Annotated in this window: 12 protein-coding genes and 1 pseudogene; 7 read left to right on the top strand and 6 right to left on the bottom strand. The window is 63.3% G+C overall.

Annotated features, from left to right (window positions below; all coding sequences use genetic code 11):
* Positions 1-14: 14 nt before the first annotated feature.
* Entirely contained in the window at positions 15-1,358 is a 1,344-nt protein-coding gene (locus ACVWY5_RS23155) for an aminotransferase-like domain-containing protein (RefSeq protein WP_028337711.1), read from the bottom strand.
* Positions 1,359-1,613: 255 nt separating this feature from the next.
* Between ACVWY5_RS23155 and ACVWY5_RS23150 the strand changes: the two genes are divergently transcribed.
* The gene (locus ACVWY5_RS23150) at positions 1,614-1,775 is read left to right on the top strand and encodes a DUF1127 domain-containing protein (protein ID WP_080583391.1); all 162 of its coding nucleotides are present in this window, start codon (positions 1,614-1,616) and stop codon (positions 1,773-1,775) included.
* 379 nt (positions 1,776-2,154) lie between these two features.
* Positions 2,155-4,482 carry an EAL domain-containing protein gene (locus tag ACVWY5_RS23145; protein WP_321177143.1) on the top strand — a complete coding sequence of 776 codons (2,328 nt, stop codon included), beginning with the start codon at positions 2,155-2,157 and terminating at the stop codon, positions 4,480-4,482.
* Positions 4,483-4,826: 344 nt separating this feature from the next.
* Here ACVWY5_RS23145 and ACVWY5_RS23140 read toward each other — a convergent pair whose 3' ends face one another.
* Positions 4,827-6,587: an adenylate/guanylate cyclase domain-containing protein gene (locus ACVWY5_RS23140; protein ID WP_028337709.1), complete on the bottom strand. Its 1,761-nt coding sequence runs from the start codon at positions 6,585-6,587 to the stop codon at positions 4,827-4,829.
* Between the two features lie 314 nt (positions 6,588-6,901).
* On the opposite strand from ACVWY5_RS23140, the gene ACVWY5_RS23135 reads away from it, so the two are divergent.
* Positions 6,902-7,756, top strand: coding sequence for a Bug family tripartite tricarboxylate transporter substrate binding protein (locus ACVWY5_RS23135; RefSeq protein ID WP_080667317.1), 855 nt, complete (start codon positions 6,902-6,904; stop codon positions 7,754-7,756).
* Positions 7,757-7,939: 183 nt separating this feature from the next.
* Here the strand turns inward: ACVWY5_RS23135 and ACVWY5_RS23130 are convergent, their stop codons facing one another.
* Together ACVWY5_RS23130 and ACVWY5_RS23125 are read right to left on the bottom strand one after the other, a co-directional pair.
* Entirely contained in the window at positions 7,940-8,110 is a 171-nt protein-coding gene (locus ACVWY5_RS23130) for a hypothetical protein (protein WP_193395257.1), read from the bottom strand.
* Between the two features lie 212 nt (positions 8,111-8,322).
* On the bottom strand, positions 8,323-11,577 hold the full coding sequence (locus ACVWY5_RS23125) for an AMP-binding protein (protein ID WP_080667316.1): 3,255 nt from the start codon (positions 11,575-11,577) through the stop codon (positions 8,323-8,325).
* 365 nt (positions 11,578-11,942) lie between these two features.
* Here ACVWY5_RS23125 and ACVWY5_RS23120 point away from each other — a divergent pair.
* Positions 11,943-12,059: pseudogene (locus ACVWY5_RS23120) on the top strand (transposase); the annotation flags it as partial.
* A 147-nt stretch (positions 12,060-12,206) separates the two neighbouring features.
* Here the strand turns inward: ACVWY5_RS23120 and ACVWY5_RS23115 are convergent.
* Together ACVWY5_RS23115 and ACVWY5_RS23110 are read right to left on the bottom strand one after the other, a co-directional pair.
* The gene (locus tag ACVWY5_RS23115; RefSeq protein ID WP_016840840.1) at positions 12,207-12,632 is read right to left on the bottom strand and encodes a universal stress protein; all 426 of its coding nucleotides are present in this window, start codon (positions 12,630-12,632) and stop codon (positions 12,207-12,209) included.
* A 157-nt stretch (positions 12,633-12,789) separates the two neighbouring features.
* Positions 12,790-13,332, bottom strand: a complete 543-nt coding sequence (locus ACVWY5_RS23110; RefSeq protein WP_028337706.1) for a SixA phosphatase family protein — start codon at positions 13,330-13,332, stop codon at positions 12,790-12,792.
* A gap of 95 nt (positions 13,333-13,427) precedes the next feature.
* Between ACVWY5_RS23110 and ACVWY5_RS23105 the strand changes: the two genes are divergently transcribed.
* The 3 genes from ACVWY5_RS23105 (at position 13,428) to ACVWY5_RS23095 (ending at position 17,516) form a co-directional block, all read left to right on the top strand.
* Entirely contained in the window at positions 13,428-14,924 is a 1,497-nt protein-coding gene (locus ACVWY5_RS23105; protein ID WP_028337705.1) for an NAD(P)/FAD-dependent oxidoreductase, read from the top strand.
* Positions 14,925-14,999: 75 nt separating this feature from the next.
* Entirely contained in the window at positions 15,000-15,500 is a 501-nt protein-coding gene (gene msrB / locus ACVWY5_RS23100) for a peptide-methionine (R)-S-oxide reductase MsrB (RefSeq protein WP_028337704.1), read from the top strand.
* Positions 15,501-15,683: 183 nt separating this feature from the next.
* Complete coding sequence (locus ACVWY5_RS23095) at positions 15,684-17,516, top strand: flagellar hook protein FlgE (protein ID WP_028337703.1); 1,833 nt, start codon at positions 15,684-15,686, stop codon at positions 17,514-17,516.
* Positions 17,517-17,536 lie beyond the last annotated feature (20 nt).

Raw genomic sequence — 17,536 nt, 5'->3', positions numbered from 1 at the left:
CGACGGCGTCGCACTCACTCGGTCGAGTCAAAATCCTCTTCGGTCGCGCTCAGCATTCCCGCCAGCGTCCGCAGGCCGAGGTCGAGTTGCTCCATCGGCGGTGCGGCCAGTGCGAGTCGCACCGCATTGGGCGCGTGCCCCGGCGTGGCGGCAAAGGTGGTCGACGGCGTCAGCGCGATGTCGCGGCGCGCCGCAGCGGCGACCAGGGTCTGCGAGCGCCAATGCGGCGGCAAGGTCAGCCAGAGATGATACGACTTCGGATTGGTCTGGATTTCGAAATCGGCCAGATGCTTGGCCGCCAGAAGCTGGCGGCGGCCGGCATCGATCCGCTTCAGCCGTGACAATTCGGCAGCGGTGCCGTCGGCCATCAGCCGCTGCCCCGCGGCGAAGGCGTAGCCCGACGCGGTCCAGCCGCCCGAGCGCACCGCGGCCATGATGCTCTCGCGCAGCCGCGGCGGCGACACGAGGAAGCCGAGCGCGAGGCCGGGCGCGACCTTCTTCGACAGGCTGTCGAGCACGATGCATCTGTCGGGCGCAAGCGCGGCGAGCGGCGCCTCATCGTCGAGGAATCCGTAGACGCCGTCCTCGATGACGACGAGGCCGAGCTTCTCCACCACGCGCAACAGCTCGGCGCGGCGCTCGGGCGGCATGGTGATGCTGAGCGGGTTCTGGATCGTCGGCTGGACGTAGATCGCGGACAGATGCGCCTCGCGATGCGCCTTCTGCACCGCATCCGGTCGCACGCCGTGTTCGTCCATCGCGAGCGGCACCAGCGAGATGCCGAGCCGTGCGGCGATGCCCTTGACGAACGGGTAGGTCAGCGCCTCGACGCCGCAGCGTCCGCCGGCCGGCACCACAGCGGCGAGCGCGGCGGCGATGCATTGCCGGCCGTTGGCGGTGAACACGATCTGGTCGGGATTTGGCGTCCAGCCCTTGCGCGCCAGGAATTCGGAGGAGATGGTTCGTGCCGCCCGCGTGCCAAAACTGGTCGCCGGCCGCAGCGCGCCCTCGAGCACCTCGGGCCGCTCCAGTCCTTCGAGGCTCTTGGCGATCATCGTCGCCTGGTGCGGCAGCAGCGGATAGTTGAACTCGAGGTCGATGCGGGCGCCGCGCGGCTCGGTCGGGGCCGCGATGCCGCGGCGTGCCTCGCCGGACACGAAAGTGCCGCGGCCGACTTCACCGACCACCAGCCCGCGCCGCAACAGCTCGGTATAGACCCGGCTCGCCGTCGAGACGGCGATGTTGCGGTCATAGGCGAAATGACGCTGCGGCGGCAGCCGGTCGCCTGCCTTCAGCGCGCCGCTGGCGATCTCGGCGGCCACCGCATCCGCCAGCTTCAGATATTCGAACCTCGACATTATTGCACCGAGAGCAATGTTTTACTTGCTCCGAGGAATGTACCGGATCATTTAAGAGGGAACAAGCCCATCATTGCACCGAGGAGCGCACAAGCAATCCGAGGTCCCGACGGCGCAGCCGCTGAAACAGTATTTGCGTCAATGGCGTAGCTTTGCCTATGGGCAGCGAAGGAGATGACAATGTCAGCGATATCCTCAGCCGCTGCAGTGCCCGCGCGGTCTGGTACATTAGGCGGATTGCTCCGATTGCTCCGAGTGTGGGGCGATGCGCTCGCGACCTATTGGGTGCGCCGCGAGGCGATCAAGACGCTGCGCCAGCTTGATGACCGGGCGTTGCGCGATATCGGACTCTCGCGCTGCCAGATCGAGACCGCCGTCACCGGCGACTTCGACCTGGAGCTGGTGCGGATCCGTTAAGATGCCGGTGCGGCGCTCGAGCCGGGCGCCGACTGCCGATTGCAGAATTCACCGAAACTACACCAAAGAAGCGGAAGAGCCCGATCGCGTCACCGCCGTCGCTCCAAGGTTGTGACGCTCTATGCTAGCCTGTTAGCTGCGTACGCTAGCGTTGAGTTGGGGACCGATGGCCGCTCGCAAATTGTCGCAAGGGCAGGCCCCGACCCGGGAAGCGCGTCGCCGCTGGCATGAGGAGCGATCGCTGCGCTGTGCGATCCGGTTGGCCCGCATGGGCTACTGGGAGTCGCAGAGTGCCGCCGCGACCGATCTCTGGATATCGCCTGAGCTCGCCGCATTCTACGAATTCGACACCGCCGACGGCTACATCCCCATCGCCACGGTGCGCGAGCGCTATTTGCCCGAAAGCCGGAAGCTCCTGGAGGCGCATTACGCGGCCTGCTGGGCGGAGGGGCAGCCCTATGCGGTGCGGACGAGACTCCGCGGTTCCGATGGCAGCCTGCTCGACTGCGTGGTGCATGGCGAGCCGGAATTCGACGCGGACGGCCAGGTCCGACGCGTGTCCGGCATCGTCCGCGACGTCACGGAGGAGACCTCCGCGCTGCGACGCCTGGCGGAGAGCGAGCAACGGCTGGCCGATTTCGTCAGCACGGCCTCGGACTGGTGCTGGGAGAGCGACGCCGAGCATCGGCTGCTGCCCTATCCCAAATCGCTTGCCGGCAATGCGGCGTTCCAGACGGTCGCCGCTGGCAGGAAGGCGCGCTGGGAACTGACTTATGCGCCCGAGGACGGGGAGGCGATGGCGCGACACCGGGCCGATATGGAGGCCCATCGCCCTTTTCGTGACTTCACCTACACGCTGATCGGCAAGGACGGCTCGCGCGTCAGTATCTGCACCAGCGGCAAGCCGATCTTCGCCGATGACGGCAGCTTTCTCGGCTATCGCGGCACCTCCAGCGACATCACCCAGCTCAGGGCGGCCAAGGCGCTGCTCGACCAGCGCACGCGGGCGCTGGAGGAGGCCCACCGCCTCGGCAAGATCGGCACCTGGAGCTTTCGGCTGGACAGCGGCCGCACGATCTGGGCGCCCGAGCTCTACCAGCTTCTCGGCTTGCCCGACACGTTCGAGCCGACCGATGAGAACATGGGACCCTATTTCCTGCACGGCGACGCCGACCGCTTCCGGGACGTGCAGAAACGGGTGCTGCGCACCCGCAGGACCGAGGCCACGGATCTACGCATCCTGCACGCGGACGGCATGCCCCGCGATCTGGCCGTGATCTGCAAGGCGGAGGTTGCCCACGACAAGGTCATCGGCATCATCGGTACCGTGCAGGATGTCACCGAGCGCAAGGAGGCCGAGCGCCAGCTCGAGCAGCTCGCCTACAGCGATCCGCTGACCGGCCTTGCCAATCGCGCGCTGTTCACGCGCCAGCTCGCCGCCCTGACCGAAGGCTGCTCCCAGGGAGGCCGGACCGGTGCGCTGCTGCTCATCGACCTCGATCGCTTCAAGGAGGTCAATGATTCCCTCGGCCATGCCGCCGGTGACGAATTGCTGATCAAGGTGGCGACTGCGTTGCGGCAGGACTTGGGGCCGCGCGCCTTCATCGCCCGGCTCGGCGGCGACGAATTCGCCGTGCTGGCGGATGGATGCGACACGTCCGACGCCGCGCTGACCGGGCTTGCCGATCGGCTCGTCGGCAAACTGTCCGGCCCCGTCGATCTCGCCGAGGGCGAGGCCTCGGTCGGCGCCACCATCGGCATCGCCCGCCTGCCGGAGCACGGCGCGACGGCGGAGACCGCCGTGCGCAACGCGGACCTCGCGCTCTACATGGCCAAGGAGGCCGGGCGCGGCCGGGCGCAACTGTTCGAGCCGGTCTATGCGCAGGCGGTCGATGAAAGGCTCGATCTCGGCCGCCATCTGCGCCACGCCGTGGAGGCCGGCGCCCTCGAGGCCCATTACCAGCCGCAGGTGGACCTGAAGACCGGCCGCGTCACCGGCTTCGAGGCGCTGCTGCGCTGGACCCATCCCGAGCGCGGGCCGATCTCGCCGGCGGAGTTCATCCCGATCGCCGAAAGCTCCGGCCTCATCGTCGATCTCGGGCTGTGGGTGCTGCGCGAGGCCTGCCGGCAGGGCCGCGCCTGGCTGGATGCCGGGCTGCCGCCGCGCTCCATCTCGGTCAATGTCTCGCCGGCGCAGATCTGGAGCGTGGATTTCGAGACCGCGGTCTCGGCCATCCTGGCAGAGACCGGCTTTCCGGCGGAGCTGCTCTGCCTGGAGCTGACCGAAAGCCTGTTCGTGGATCATACCGAGCAGCGGATCAGTCGCACGCTGACGGCGCTGTCCGGCTTGGGCGCCCGGCTGGCGCTGGACGATTTCGGCTCGGGCTATTCCTCGCTCGGCTACCTGACGCGCCTGCCTTTCGACTGCCTGAAAGTGGACCGGGCCTTCGTGGATGGCATTTCCACCGCGCCGGAGAAGCGCAAGCTGCTCGGCGGCATCATCGCCCTGTCGCATGGGTTGGGCATGACGGTCGTGGCGGAGGGCGCCGAATTGTCCGCCGAACTCGACGTGCTCGGCGGGCTCGATTGCGATTTGGTGCAGGGCTTCGTGTTTTCCCCGCCCATCGCCGCCGACAAGGCGCCGCTGGTGGCCGCCAGCATCGAGCGCGAGGCACGCCGGATGCAGCCGCAACGGAATCGCCTCTAAAGCATGATCCGGAAAAGTGCGAAGCGGTTTTCCGAAAAGATCATGCTCAAACAAAGAGCTAGGGCGCGATGACGATTCAACCTAATCTCATCGCGCGCTAGCCGAACTCCGCTTTGGCGGCATTCATTGCCCGCGGCTTTGCCTCGATGGTGGCAGCTGACCAATCAGCTGGGCCGTGTAGTCATAACGCGGAGTTGGATGAGGGGCGCTGATGTTCGCTCTCACCCTGACAGCCGCGAGAAAGCGGACCTTGCCGGAGGTTCGAGAAGGGCCACAACCGGACTTCGGACGAGCACCACCGCGCAGGACGGCGAGCTGCTGTCTTGCCCGCGCATTCGCCGAGACTATGCTGGAAGGCCAGCCTTTCGCAGCCCGTCAACCAGGTGCTCCAAATCTTCGGCGCGTTTGAGAATGGATACCTGCTGCTGGGTGCCGCTGATGCTGTATCTTGGATTCAAGCGTAGAACTTCGTTTGCCTCTGCGCGAGCATCTTCCATTCGTCCCAGCTGAGCGTACGTCGCAGCCAAGAAGGCGTGGCCATACTGGTGATTGGGCGCGCGGCCAATGGCTTCAGTCAACCAATGTTGGGCATCGTGGTATTCTTTGAGGTGGTAGTGAGCTACGCCGACCATCAACGGCGCAAAATGCGGATGGAATGGATCTAGGCGCATTTGCAACTTGGCGATGGCAATAGCTCTGGTCGGGTCTCCCACCGAGTAGAATATTTGCGCGAGGCGGTAATCCGCGAAATTGGGGTTTAGCGCCAGCGCTCTTTCGGCGGCGCCAGTCGCTGCGTCGAAGTCACGCTTCCGGATGATGTTATAACCCAACTCGGCGTAGGCTTCGGGCAGGCCCGGATTGTGGGCAATTGCCGTGCGCGCCAATTTGATGGCCAGGTCAAGGATAGTCGGGCTCAAATATTCATCATTCAGGGGATTGAGCCAAGCCACCCGGTGCGTGCTGGCCAGCATTGTATAGCAACGGGCATATTTCGGATCGATGGCCAGCGAATCTGCGAGGTGCCCTCGTGTCCTCAATAATTCCGCCATTTGCCACGAGGACTGGAACGATATCCACGCCGCAGCTGCGCGCATGTAGTGATCGTAGGCCTGCCAGGTCGCGGGCGGCTTGAGCAAGGTGCGTTCAGCTTCCGCCATGTTCACATGCGCGACCAGAATTGCGGCGATCGTCCGCGCCACGTCGTCCTGGATCGCAAATACATCCTTCAACTTCTGGTCATAGCGCTCGGCCCAGCGGTGGACGCCACTTGCAGCATCAATCAGCTGTGCCGTGATCCGAACCCGGTCATTGCCCCGACGAACGCTACCCTCCAGAACATAGCGCACGCCGAGTTCTCGACCCACCTGACGCAAATCAACCGCTCTGCCCTTGTATCGAAAACTCGAATTGCGTGCGATCACGAACAAGTCCGAGAAGCGGGACAACTCGGTGATGATGTCTTCCGAAATTCCATCCGCAAAGTACTCCTGTTCCGAGTCGCGACTCATATTCTCAAAAGCCAGGACGGCGACCGATGGCTTGTCGGGAAGCGCAAGCGCCGGTCGCGCCGGAGCGTTGCCGAACGACACGCGATAGACCCGCACCGGCCGTGCAATGTTCTTCAGTTGATGCTCGCCACTATCTTCGAATTCGATGTCAAGCTTATCCTGCGTATCTTCTCGTACGCGTTGCGATACACAGATGCCGCCCGGCTCACAAAGCGCCTCGAGCCGAGCCGCAACATTTACCCCGTCCCCAAAGATATCGCCGCCTTCTGTGATGATGTCGCCGGCGTTGATGCCGATGCGGAACTCGATCCGCTTTTCAATTCGCACATCGGTGTTTCGAGTGATCATGCCGCGCTGTATCGCAACGGCGCATCGCATAGCGCTGACCACGCTGGCAAACTCCACCAACACTCCGTCGCCGGCGCTCCTGATAAGCCGCCCGCCGTGCTTTTCGATCTCGGGATGGAGGAGCGCAGACAGATGTTCGTTCAGCCGGGCGTGCGTACCCTCCTCATCAGCACCCATTAGGCGGCTATAGCCAGCCACATCGGCCACGAAAATAGCACTCAGTCGCCGTTCCACACGGTCTGCGGCCATAAAAGCTCGCCCTGATCCGATCCGATCTTTAGTCAAAGTCTATTGTCAGAAGAAGGAGGTGTCTATCGGGCTCCGAACACCGGTGTCATTCAGATAGTGCCAGCCCGCGTACGAGCTCGGGGAGATCGACCTCAGTATCGGATTCTGCTCGCTTCGATGGCGAACCGCGTGCGAGGTACGGACGGAGGCGCGCCCGCAGCGCGCCGGAGAGCCGAGCCGGCCAAATGACGTTCTTTCGGAGGTTGCGCCCTCGAAGGGAACGTGGTCCAGCTGTCCTTGAAAATCGCGATACTCGTTGAAGAGGGGATCAGCGAATGACGAGATTCACGCCACTTTTTCTTGCTGCGCTTGTGATGCTCTCCAGTCCCGCACTTCCGAATGATGGACAGATTACATTGGTTGTAGGATTTGCGGCAGGGGGAACCTCTTCAACCGCAGCCAGAATCGTTGCTGAAGCAGCAGAGCAGATCGCGCGAACGTCGACGATCGTGGAAAATCGACCTGGCGCGGGAGGAGCAATAGCGGCAGATTGGGTACTTCGGCAAAAGGGGACTCAGACACTCTTGTTCATGTCCTCCACGTCGTCGCTCAGAACGTCTCCTCAAAGCGAGCTCGTGCCCATCGGAATTTTGGCGACCTTCTCATACGTTGCCGTCGCGAGAAAAGACGCTGCCGCGCAGCTTGCCGAATACATGCGGGAGGCCTCGCGCGAGGAGAAATATCGCACCGTGGCCACGGCAGGCGCCGGGAGCATTCCCCATCTCATAGGTACAACGCTTTTCAACGACTACGGAGTGCCGATGGTGCACGTACCTTATCAAGGGTCGGCGCCAGCGATCCTCAGTGTCCTTGGGGGGCATGTCGCGGTTGCGATTGTTCCTTTTCCGGACTTTCTCCCGTTTCAAGATTCACTTCACGTTCTTGCACAAACCGGCAGCGGGATTGAGACGGAAGGATGGGTCGGCATCTTCGCTCCGCCGGGAACATCAGCGGAGGAAGTCTCCCGACTCTCCGAGATTTTTCGGCAAGCATCGCAACGTTCTCAGGAGAAACTGCAGAATGTCGGATTTAAGCAAGTATGGCGATCCGGTGCAGAGGCGCGAGCGATGCACGAGAAAGATTACGCCCGGTGGACGCCGATACTTAAGGTGCTCGGAATTCAACCCTGACACGGCCGCAACGGTGGCCATGACGTGACCGGGGGCTTCACACCCCGCCGTCCGGAGCCGCGTCGATTTTACGTGCCCTTTGGTCAGGCCCTCCGCTGTCTTTTCCGCATTCGGCGGAAGCCCCTGCACGGATGAAGCGCGGAGACCAGACTACAGCCTGTTCGGGCGCTGACGGCCCGGGCGCTAACGGCGCTTTGATACTTTCTGGACCGTCTTGAGCGCTTGATTGACGCCCTTCAGCGATTCATTGACCCCCTCCAGCTGCGCTTGCAGAGCATCCCTGCGCTTCTGTAGGTCCTTCAGCAGTGCTTTCCTTTGCGCCGCGGTCAATTCCTCAAAATCGATGAGATCCACTGCAAATCTACACATCGCCGCCTCCAAGTGGCAAAATTAGATTTGATCAATCCCTCGTCCAATGCACCCCTGAATTGTCGACAATTTCTAGTGGATAATCAAGCTGGATGAACCTCGGATCGGACGAATTTTGGACGACCTTGCGCGTGGCAGGACACCGGCACAGGCGTTGCACTTTATTTCACCGGCTTGGTGCGACTGACCTGATCGTTTCAGGGATCAATCAATCGGCCAAGCTGCTCGTTGGGGTTTGCGGCCGCATTGACCAAGATTGCCGTGTAATCGGCAATCCAATTCTGGACGGTGTTTGGCTCGAACAAGTCGTCCTTGCGCCCGCATATGCCGGTCATTCCCGACGGGGTGTCCTTAAGGGTAATCGAGAGCCAAGCGCGATCAATCGGCATGGCAGACCGTTCTTCCTGGTAGCCGAACGGGCGAACCGTCAGATCGGGCAGCTGGAGCGCTCGGCGGAACGCAACTTGGAGAACGAAATAAACTTGGACGAGTGATGCCGGGCACAAGCCGGTCTCTTCCGCCAGTCGGCTGGCAATTATATCGAAGGGAAGTTCTTGTCTGGCGTAAGCCTCCAAGACGGCCCTGCGCACGCGTTCAAGCGCTTCGCTAAAGGTCAGATCAGCATCAAGTTGGGTGCGGATGATCGTTGTGTTCGCGAACGGACCGATCACGCGTTCTGTCCTGAGTTGAGGCCGATTGGCCATCAAAGTCGCGACACAAATGTCGTTGCGTTCGCTCCGGAGCAACAGCAGGGTCTTGAAACCGGCGAGTAAACTCATGAACAGAGTTACGCCCCGGTCGCGGCTCATGGCGTTCAGCTGCGTCACCAGATTGTTCGATATTTGAAATGATTCCTGGAGAGCGCGCGAAGTCAATTCGCCTCCAACGCTGCTTTTCGGGGCTGCAAATGGAGGTGAGGCTTTGTCGAGGCACCGCTTCCAGTAAGCGAACTGCCTGTTTGCTTCCTCGGTGCTGGACCACAAACGCTGCCAGCGAGCGAAATCGGAAAACTGAAGCGATGGTTTGGGCAGCTGCGCCTTCGCACCGGAAATCGCAGCGGCATAGATCTCCAGAAGTTCTTCCATGAAGATTGCCATCGACCAGCCATCGATGATGATATCATGCATGACCAGGAGCAAAACATGATCCCTGGCATCGAGCCTGAAGAGATAGGCCCGGAACAGTGGCGCATTGTTCATGTCGATCGGCGCCAGGGAGCTCCGTTCGGCTTCCAGCTTCGCCTTTACCAGCAGAAGTTCCTTGGCACGGGTATCTCCGGTATGCACCGGGACTGCATAATCCTTCACAGCCAGGATTGATCTGACATCGACGTCCGGCACGACGCGAGCGAGGGGGACCTCATCCTGCCAGATAAACGCCGTGCGCAGCATGTCATGCCGACGCACGACCTCGGCAAGGCTCCGCTCGAGCACGGGAATGCTTAGTCGGCCCTGCAATCGATAAGCGAACGGCAGGTTGAACTGGGGTAGCCCGGGTAATTTTCGCTCGATGCGTAGCATGCGCTCCTGCACGATGGAGATTGACTGTGCGCCATCTGCATCAGCGCGCGAGATCTGCGATGGCGGATCGTGCGGGCGCGCCAACGAGCCGGCGCTCTCTTTTGATGATTCAAGGCGAAGCGCAAGCGCTGCAACGGTCGACGAATTGAAGATATCCTCGAACGACAGCATGACGCCGAAGTACTCTTCCACACGCAAGATCAACTGGGTCATGGCAAGTGAATCCACGCCGAGCGCGAAGACATCCTGATCAACGCTGATCCGATCGATGTCCAGGATGTCCTTCCAGATACCGGCCAGTTGACGCTCCAATTCCGAGCTGGGCGCAACTCCTTTGCCGTCGTCCTGGATTGGTCGAGTCTTTGAAAGGCCGGCCGCAAGTTCATTGCGCTTGATCTTCCCGCCGGGGCCTTTCGGAATCTCTGGTACAATCACGATGAGGCCAGGGACCTTAAACCCGGCCAGGCGTCCTCGGGCAAAGTCTCGGAGACTTTGTACGCTCACCTTTGCGTCCTGACGCAGCACAATAGCGGCGGCGACGTCCGCGCCCAGTCGCTCATGGGGGACAGGGAAAACAGCGGCTTCGATCACAGCCGGGTGGCTCAGCAATGCGCTCTCTACCTCGGCGGGGGCAATCTTCTGCCCGCCCTTATGGATGATCTCCTTGATGCGACCGACGATAAAGAGATACCGGTCGGCGTCCAGGTATCCGAGGTCGCCGGTCCGGAACCAGCCGTCCTGAAATGCGGACGCTGTAGCGGCGGCATCATTGTCGTACCTTCTGGTTATGGTGGGACCTCGCAGCGCGATCTCTCCACGTTTGCCGGATGGCAAGCGACGGCCTCTCCTGTCCAGTATCCCGATCTCGGGGCCGGCCGGCCGGCCGACGGAACCACGCTTTCGCCGCCGCAAGGGATTAGCAGCGATCTGGGTCGCGGCCTCCGTCATGCCGTAGGTGTCTATAACGGGAACACCAAACAGCGCTTCTAGTCCGTCGAGCACTTCCGACGACAGAGACGTCGAAGCCGAACGAACGAGCCGCAAGGAGGACCGCTGCGCAGCCTGCCTGTAGGGATCCGCCGCCGCCAATAGTGCGCGATGGATTGCCGGTACCGCCGTGTACCAGGTTGGTCGGAACTCCATCAGCCAGCCGAAGAACGCTGTTGCATCGAAGCCAGGCGGACAGACCGTACTGGAGCCTGCCGCAAGCGCGGCCAGAAGTCCCGAGATCAAGCCATGCCCATGAAAGAGAGGCAGTACGCTTAGCAATCGGTCGCGAGCCTCCAGCTCCAAGGCGGCGCCAACGTTGTCGGCCGACAGACAGACGCTCGCATGGGTCAGAGGGACCGTTTTGGGCCGCGACGTGCTGCCAGATGTCATCAGGATGAACGCGTCGTCAGCGCCGGACGCAAACTCGTCGTCAACCAGGAGCTGCGGTGCCCGACCGGCAACACTGAACGCGCCGGCTCCCTCGTTCGGCCGCATCGACACATCGATCACGGGCACGCCCTGGATCTGGGCGGCGCGTCGGCTGGCCGAATTCAAGTCAGCGTGCGTCAATAGCGCCGCCAGCTGCAATTCGCCGAAATAACGCAGGTATTCATCACAGGTGAAACCCGGATTGAGAGGTACACAAACCGCGCCGGCCGCAACCGTGATCGCCGCTACTGCAGCCTCTGGTCCGTCCGACAACACGACCGCGACCCTGTCAGTTCGGCGCACGCCGACGTTCCGCAACCCGAAAACCACTTCATTTGCCTGCGTCCATAGCGCGCCATACGTCATCGGGCGGCGCGCCGGGGCCAGAATGGCATAGCGCTCCGGCGCAGTTTCCGCGTGGTCGGCGAGGAGGTCTCGAACGCACGGAAAGGGGCGTCTTCCGGCGCCCTTGCGTGCGTTACCTTTCCGCAATTCCTTGACAATATTCGACAACGCCGCCCCTCTTCGTCAATGTCGCTCCGTATCCTGAGCTGGTGAAGTCAATTCCCAGAACCCTCAAACACATCGAAGGACGGGAATACGCGGATAGCATCGTCGGGCAATCGACCGCGGGCGCCTCGGCTGCGCTCAGGCAAGTTGCCCGTTCTGACAGCATCTTGGGAAGCTCAACGCTTATAGCAGTATGTTGAGCCACTGTCCGGCATGGCCGACGACCGCTTCGGGTCAAGAGGTGAAGAGCTCAACGTGAGCACAATGCGTGCGCTTTCGGGTGCATAGCGACCAATCGCCGTCGGTCAGTGCCTCATTGAGCTGACTGCCGAGCCGTCTTTCGAGCGCCTGACCGAAGGGGCCGAATCATGCGCGACGAACTCTCCGACAACGAATGGACTGCCATCGAGCCGATGCTGCCCAACAAGCCGCGCGGCGTGCCACGAGCGAACGACCGCCGCGTCCTCAACGGCATCTTCGTGCGCAATTTCGGAATATTAGAAGAATATCCCTGAGTTGCCCGACGTGTCAAGTTGCCTGGTCGAACGCCGGCCGCCGCCGGCTACTTTGCATGGGGTTGTTTTCGATATTTTGGCAGCGCCGCCTGCGGCGGCCCCATAACTCATCCCGCCTTAGTGCCGCACCACCAACACCGAGCATTTGGCGTAGCGCACCACGTGGCCGGCATTTGAGCCGAGGAAGTAGGTGCGCATCGCCGGCCGGTGCGAGGTCATCACGATGAGGTCGGCCTTCATGGTCGCGGCCTCCTCGAGGATCTCGTGATAGATGCCGCCCTGACGCACCACGCCCGAGATGCGGGAGGGCGCGATGCCGGATTCGCGCGCGACGATCGCAAGCGCTTCTTCCGACGTTTCACGCTGCTGGCTGTCGAAATCCGCCGGCACGTATTCGGCGAGCATCACCGGCGTCATCGGCAGCACGTTGAGCAGACGAACCGTCCCGTTCCATGTTTGCGACAATGTTGCAGCGGTTGCGATCGCCGGCTTCGCCAGATCGGTATCGGCGAGGTCGATCGGAACGAGAATGGATTTGTACATCTGCGCCTCCTGTCCGCGATTGGTCTGGAGCCGTTTGGTCCCTGTGCCCGGGACGCGCGCCTTCTTTTTCTTGAAGTCGTTCTGGTCTCGACGCGAACCGGTCCCCCTGTCGCGCAGAGGCCAATATAGCATGGCGGCGCGGCGCTGTCCGCTTGCGTCAGCTGCGCGAGGCCTGCTTCAACAGCTTAGGGCTGACGAACAGGACGAGCTTGCCGCGCCGGAACGAGACGTCGTTCCAGTCGTCGGTCGCAAAGTCGAAGACGGCGAGCCCCGAGGTCGGCAGATTGTCGCCGAGCGCGCGCTTTGCGGCCTCGTCGCCGCTGCCGGTCAGCGTCAGCGCGAGCTCGTGCATGCCGGGATTATGGCCGACCAGCATCAGCCGCTTCGGATCGCTGACCGAAGCCATCCGGATCGCGGTCAGCAATTGCACCGGATCGGCGCCGTAGAGGTCCGGCACGAATTCGACCTTCGGCGCAGGCCCGGCGCCCTTCAGCGCCTCGCGCACGATCTCCCAGGTCTGCCTGGTGCGGACCGCCGGCGAGACCAGCGCCAGATTGGGCAGGGGCGGATGACGGGCGATCCAGCCGCCGATCTCCGCTGCGTCGCGGTGGCCGCGCTCGTCGAGACGGCGGTCCTGGTCGTGCCCCGAAGGCGCGTCGTGTTCGGTTTTGGCGTGACGCAGCAGCAGCAAACGGCGCATGGACTTCCATTCTCGATTCGGCCAGGTCGAATTAATTCTACAGGCTCATGCCCTGGACAAGGTGACAAGCGCCGCAGCGGTTCGTAAGAAACGCCATGAGCGAGAGTTCCACAAGTGCGGCAGACGGCCCCGAGCAGGCGGCCTCGCCGTTCCGCGACCGTCTGGCGTTCGACCTCGACGTCGATATTTGCGTGGTCGGGGCCGGGCTGGCCGGCCTGACCGTGGCGCGTGAGGCGGCGCGGCTCGGTGCGAGCGTTGCGGTGCTCGAGGGCCGCCAGATCGGCTGGAACGCCTCCGGTCACCATCTCGGCACCGTGATGCCGGGATTCGGCCTGCCGATAACAGATGTGATCGAGCGCGTCGGCCTCGACGATGCCCGCGCATTATGGGCGCTGTCGAAGGAGGGCGCCGATTATGTCCGCGCCACCGCTACCGAAGATTTGATCCCGGGCATCAAGCCGAGCGACGGCGCGCTGGAAGTCTCCAATGTCGATGTCGGCGAGGCGCTGATCGGCCGCCTGCGGACGCTGGGCGAGGATTTGGCGACCGAGGTCGAGGGCTGGCAGGTCGATCGCGTGCGCAGCGTGCTCAGGACCGGCCGCTATTTCCACGGCATCTATTATCCGAAGGCGTTCCAGATCGATGGCCGCAAATATGTGCACGGCCTCGCCGCGCTGGCGATGCGGGCAGGCGTGCGGATATTCGAGGAGACGCCGGTCGTCAGCATCGATTTCTCCGGCATCCGCAAGCGCATCGTGACGCCGACGGCGCGGCTGCGGGCCAACCATATTGTCCTCGCCGGCAATATCCATCTCGGTGCGCCGTTGAAGCGGCTGTCCGATACGCTGCTGCCGGTGTGGCGCTACGCGGCATTGACCGAACCGCTCGGGGAGCGGCTGGCGGAGACCATCGCCTTTCCCGGCTCGGTCGTCGACAGCGACGGCATCGACCATTTCCGTGTCGTCGATGGCGATCGGCTGTTGTGGGCGAGCCCCGAAACCACCTGGGACGCACGGCCGAAGCGGCTTGGCGGGGCGGTGCAGCGCCGCATCGCCACGGTGTTTCCGCAACTCGGCAAGGTTCCGATTGCCGAGATGTTCGGCGGCGCGGTCGGCGTCACCGTGCACGGCATGCCGCAGATCGGTCAGTTGCGCCGGGGCCTGTGGGTGGCGAGCGGCTTCGGCCGGCAGGGACTCAACACCTCGGCGCTCGCCGGGCAGCTGATCGCGCGCAGCATCCTGTGGGGCGACGATCGCTGGCGGCTGTTTTCGCCGTTCGAGCTGGTCTGGGCCGGCGGCGCCACCGGCCGCGTCGCCGGTCATTTCGTCAGCCTGTGGGCGAGGGGGGCCTCGTCCGTGGCGGGTGTTCTGGCGCGCTACCGCGAGGGTGCACGTGCGAAGGAGCGCCTGCGCGAGGCGCGGCTCGCCGAGGCCAATCTCAGGGCGGGAACCAGAGGACCGGCACCCCGCCGTCCGCCCCCGTCGGCAGTGCGGCCGGCGCGTCCGCCCGCGCCCAGGCAGATCGAGGACGGCGAGGCGCCGTATCCGGATGCCTCGCAAGAAAGTGAGCGGATCTCCGACGGGCGGATGTAACGTCCGCCGGCGGGGTTCGTATTTGTTGACGAACCTCGGGCACGCCCCCCGAGCCGCCCGCACCGGAGATGATTGATGATCGATCGCCGCATCCTGCTTGCTTCCGTCGCCGGCCTGTTCGGCTTCGCCGCCTTCCGCTGGCTGCGCGCCTCGCCGGCGCAGGCCGCCGAGAAATTCGAGATCGAGAAGACCGACGCCGAATGGCGCGCGCAGCTGACGCCGCAACAATACGAGATCCTGCGCAACCAGGGCACCGAGCGGCCGGGATCGAGCCCGCTGCTCAAGGAGCACCGCAAGGGCATCTTCGCCTGCGCGGGCTGCGACCTGCCGCTGTTCTCGTCCGAGACCAAGTATGAGAGCGGCACCGGCTGGCCGAGCTTCTACAAGCCGCTGGACAACGCGGTCGGCACCACGTCGGACCGCACCTTCGGCATGGTCCGTACCGAGGTGCATTGCCGCCGCTGCGGCGGCCATCTCGGCCACGTCTTCGACGACGGCCCGAAACCGACCGGGCTGCGCTACTGCATGGACGGTTTCGCGCTGGTGTTTCACCCGGCGGCGCCATCGGCGACCTGACATTCCTTCCCGGCAATTGTTGCCGCTCCCGGCAAATGTGCCCCGGTCGAACGACCGGGGCATTTTTTTCAAGCGGATGATTTTGTTACGTTTTGTTTCGTGGCACGACCTTTGCGACATGCTCCGCCGATGCGGCCATTCCTGTGATTGCCAGCCGCCGGGAATCGAATTGGAGAACATGTCATGGGTATCTTCGGCGCTCTCACGACGGCTGTCGGTGGCTTGCGCGCGGGGTCGTACGCGCTCGAAAACATCTCCGGCAACATCGCCAACTCGCAGACCACCGCCTTCAAGCGCATCGATACCTCGTTCCTTGACCTCGTCCCGCAGACCGCGCTGACCGCGCAGCTTGCCGGCGGCGTCACCGCGCAGTCCCGTTCGACCAACTCGGTGCAGGGCGACGTCCAGTCGGCATCGGTCGCGACCTTCATGGCGATCAACGGCAACGGTTTCTTCGCGGTGCAGAAGCCCGGCAGCTTCACCGACGGTGCGCCGGTGTTTGATGGCGTCGACCGCTACACCCGCCGCGGCGATTTCCAGCTCAACAAGGACGGCTATCTCGTCAACGGCGCCGGCTACTATCTCGAGGGCGTGCCGATCGACCCGACCACCGGCAACCCGGCAGGCTCATCGCCGCAGGTGCTGCAATTCAAGAACGACTTCCTGCCGGCGCAGCAGACCACCAAGATAGACTATCGCGCCAACCTCGCGTCCTATCCCTTGACCACCGCGCACGACACTTCGGTTCCCGGTTCCGAGCTGATCAGGCCGGGCGCGTTCAGCAGTGGAAACAATCCGTTGGTGCTGGGCACGCCGGCTGCGCCGTATACCGATTCCGCTATCACCGGCACCGAGCAGAAGAACAAGGCGACGCCATCGGTGGACAATACCATCGCGACCTTGCTTTCGGGCGGTACAGGCACCGACTCGATCAACGCCAGCTTCAGCGCCGGCTCGGCCGGCCCGCCCGTCGTGCCCGCTGACACGATCACGGTCAACGGCACCGTCATCACCTTCGTGGCGTCGGGGGCGACCGGCAACCAGCTCAACGTCACCGACAGCATCGGAACGCTGCTCGCGAAGATCGACGCGATTACCGGCACCACGACGCCATCGACGATCAGCGGCGGCAAGATCACCTTGCACTCCGGCAAATTGGCCGATCTCAACGTGACGAGCTCGAACTCGACCGCCTTCGCGGCGCTCGGCTTCACCGGCTCGGCGGTTGCGGTTCGCGGCGGCGGCGGCACGGTCGGCACCGGCCAGGTTATCGGCAACGACAACTCGACCTTCCTGAACGAATCCGTCTCGGGCGGCGCCGTCACGGCCTACGACGTCTCGGGCGCGCCGGTGAACCTGCAATTCCGCTGGGCCAAGACCGACAGCTCCTCGCTGGGCAGCCCACATACCGACACCTGGAACCTGTTCTATCAGGTCAATCCCAATGCGACCGGCACGCAGGTCTCCTGGCAGAACGTCAACGTCAACTTCACCTTCGCCTCGAACGGCCAGATGTCGCCGGCGATCTCCTCGGTGGCGCTCACCAATGCCGTCGTCAACGGCGTGTCGCTCGGCAGCCCCGTGATCAATTTCGGCTCCGGTGGCGTGACCCAGTTCGCCGACGCCAACGGCAACGTTCAGGTCAACCAGATCCAGCAGGACGGTTTCCCCGCCGGCCAGCTGCAGTCGGTCAGCGTCTCCACCAACGGCCGCATCGTCGGCAACTACACCAACGGCCGCAACATCGACCTCGCCGAAATCTCGGTGGCGACCTTCAACGGCACCAACTTCCTCAAGCGCATCGACGGCGGTGCGTTCGAGGCGACCGACGAGTCCGGCGCGGCGCTGTTCGGCAAGGCCGGCACCATCGTCGGTTCCTCGCTCGAGAGCTCGAACACCGATATTGCCGACGAATTCACCAAGCTGATCGTGACCCAGCAGGCCTATTCGGCGAACACCAAGGTGATCACCACGACCAATTCGATGGTGCAGGATCTCCTGAACGTGGTGCGCTGATCGCATCGTTGCTGCACGTG

Source organism: Bradyrhizobium sp. USDA 3256, assembly GCF_054058275.1.
This window is presented reverse-complemented; position numbering and strand designations above follow the sequence as displayed.

Coding starts and splice junctions, on each gene's coding strand:
- ACVWY5_RS23155 (WP_028337711.1), bottom strand. CDS start 1,358: ATGTCGAGGTTCGAATATCTGAAGCTGGCGGATGCGGTGGCCGCCGAG.
- ACVWY5_RS23140 (WP_028337709.1), bottom strand. CDS start 6,587: ATGGCCGCAGACCGTGTGGAACGGCGACTGAGTGCTATTTTCGTGGCC.
- ACVWY5_RS23135 (WP_080667317.1), top strand. CDS start 6,902: ATGACGAGATTCACGCCACTTTTTCTTGCTGCGCTTGTGATGCTCTCC.
- ACVWY5_RS23115 (WP_016840840.1), bottom strand. CDS start 12,632: ATGTACAAATCCATTCTCGTTCCGATCGACCTCGCCGATACCGATCTG.
- ACVWY5_RS23110 (WP_028337706.1), bottom strand. CDS start 13,332: ATGCGCCGTTTGCTGCTGCTGCGTCACGCCAAAACCGAACACGACGCG.
- ACVWY5_RS23105 (WP_028337705.1), top strand. CDS start 13,428: ATGAGCGAGAGTTCCACAAGTGCGGCAGACGGCCCCGAGCAGGCGGCC.
- msrB (WP_028337704.1), top strand. CDS start 15,000: ATGATCGATCGCCGCATCCTGCTTGCTTCCGTCGCCGGCCTGTTCGGC.
- ACVWY5_RS23095 (WP_028337703.1), top strand. CDS start 15,684: ATGGGTATCTTCGGCGCTCTCACGACGGCTGTCGGTGGCTTGCGCGCG.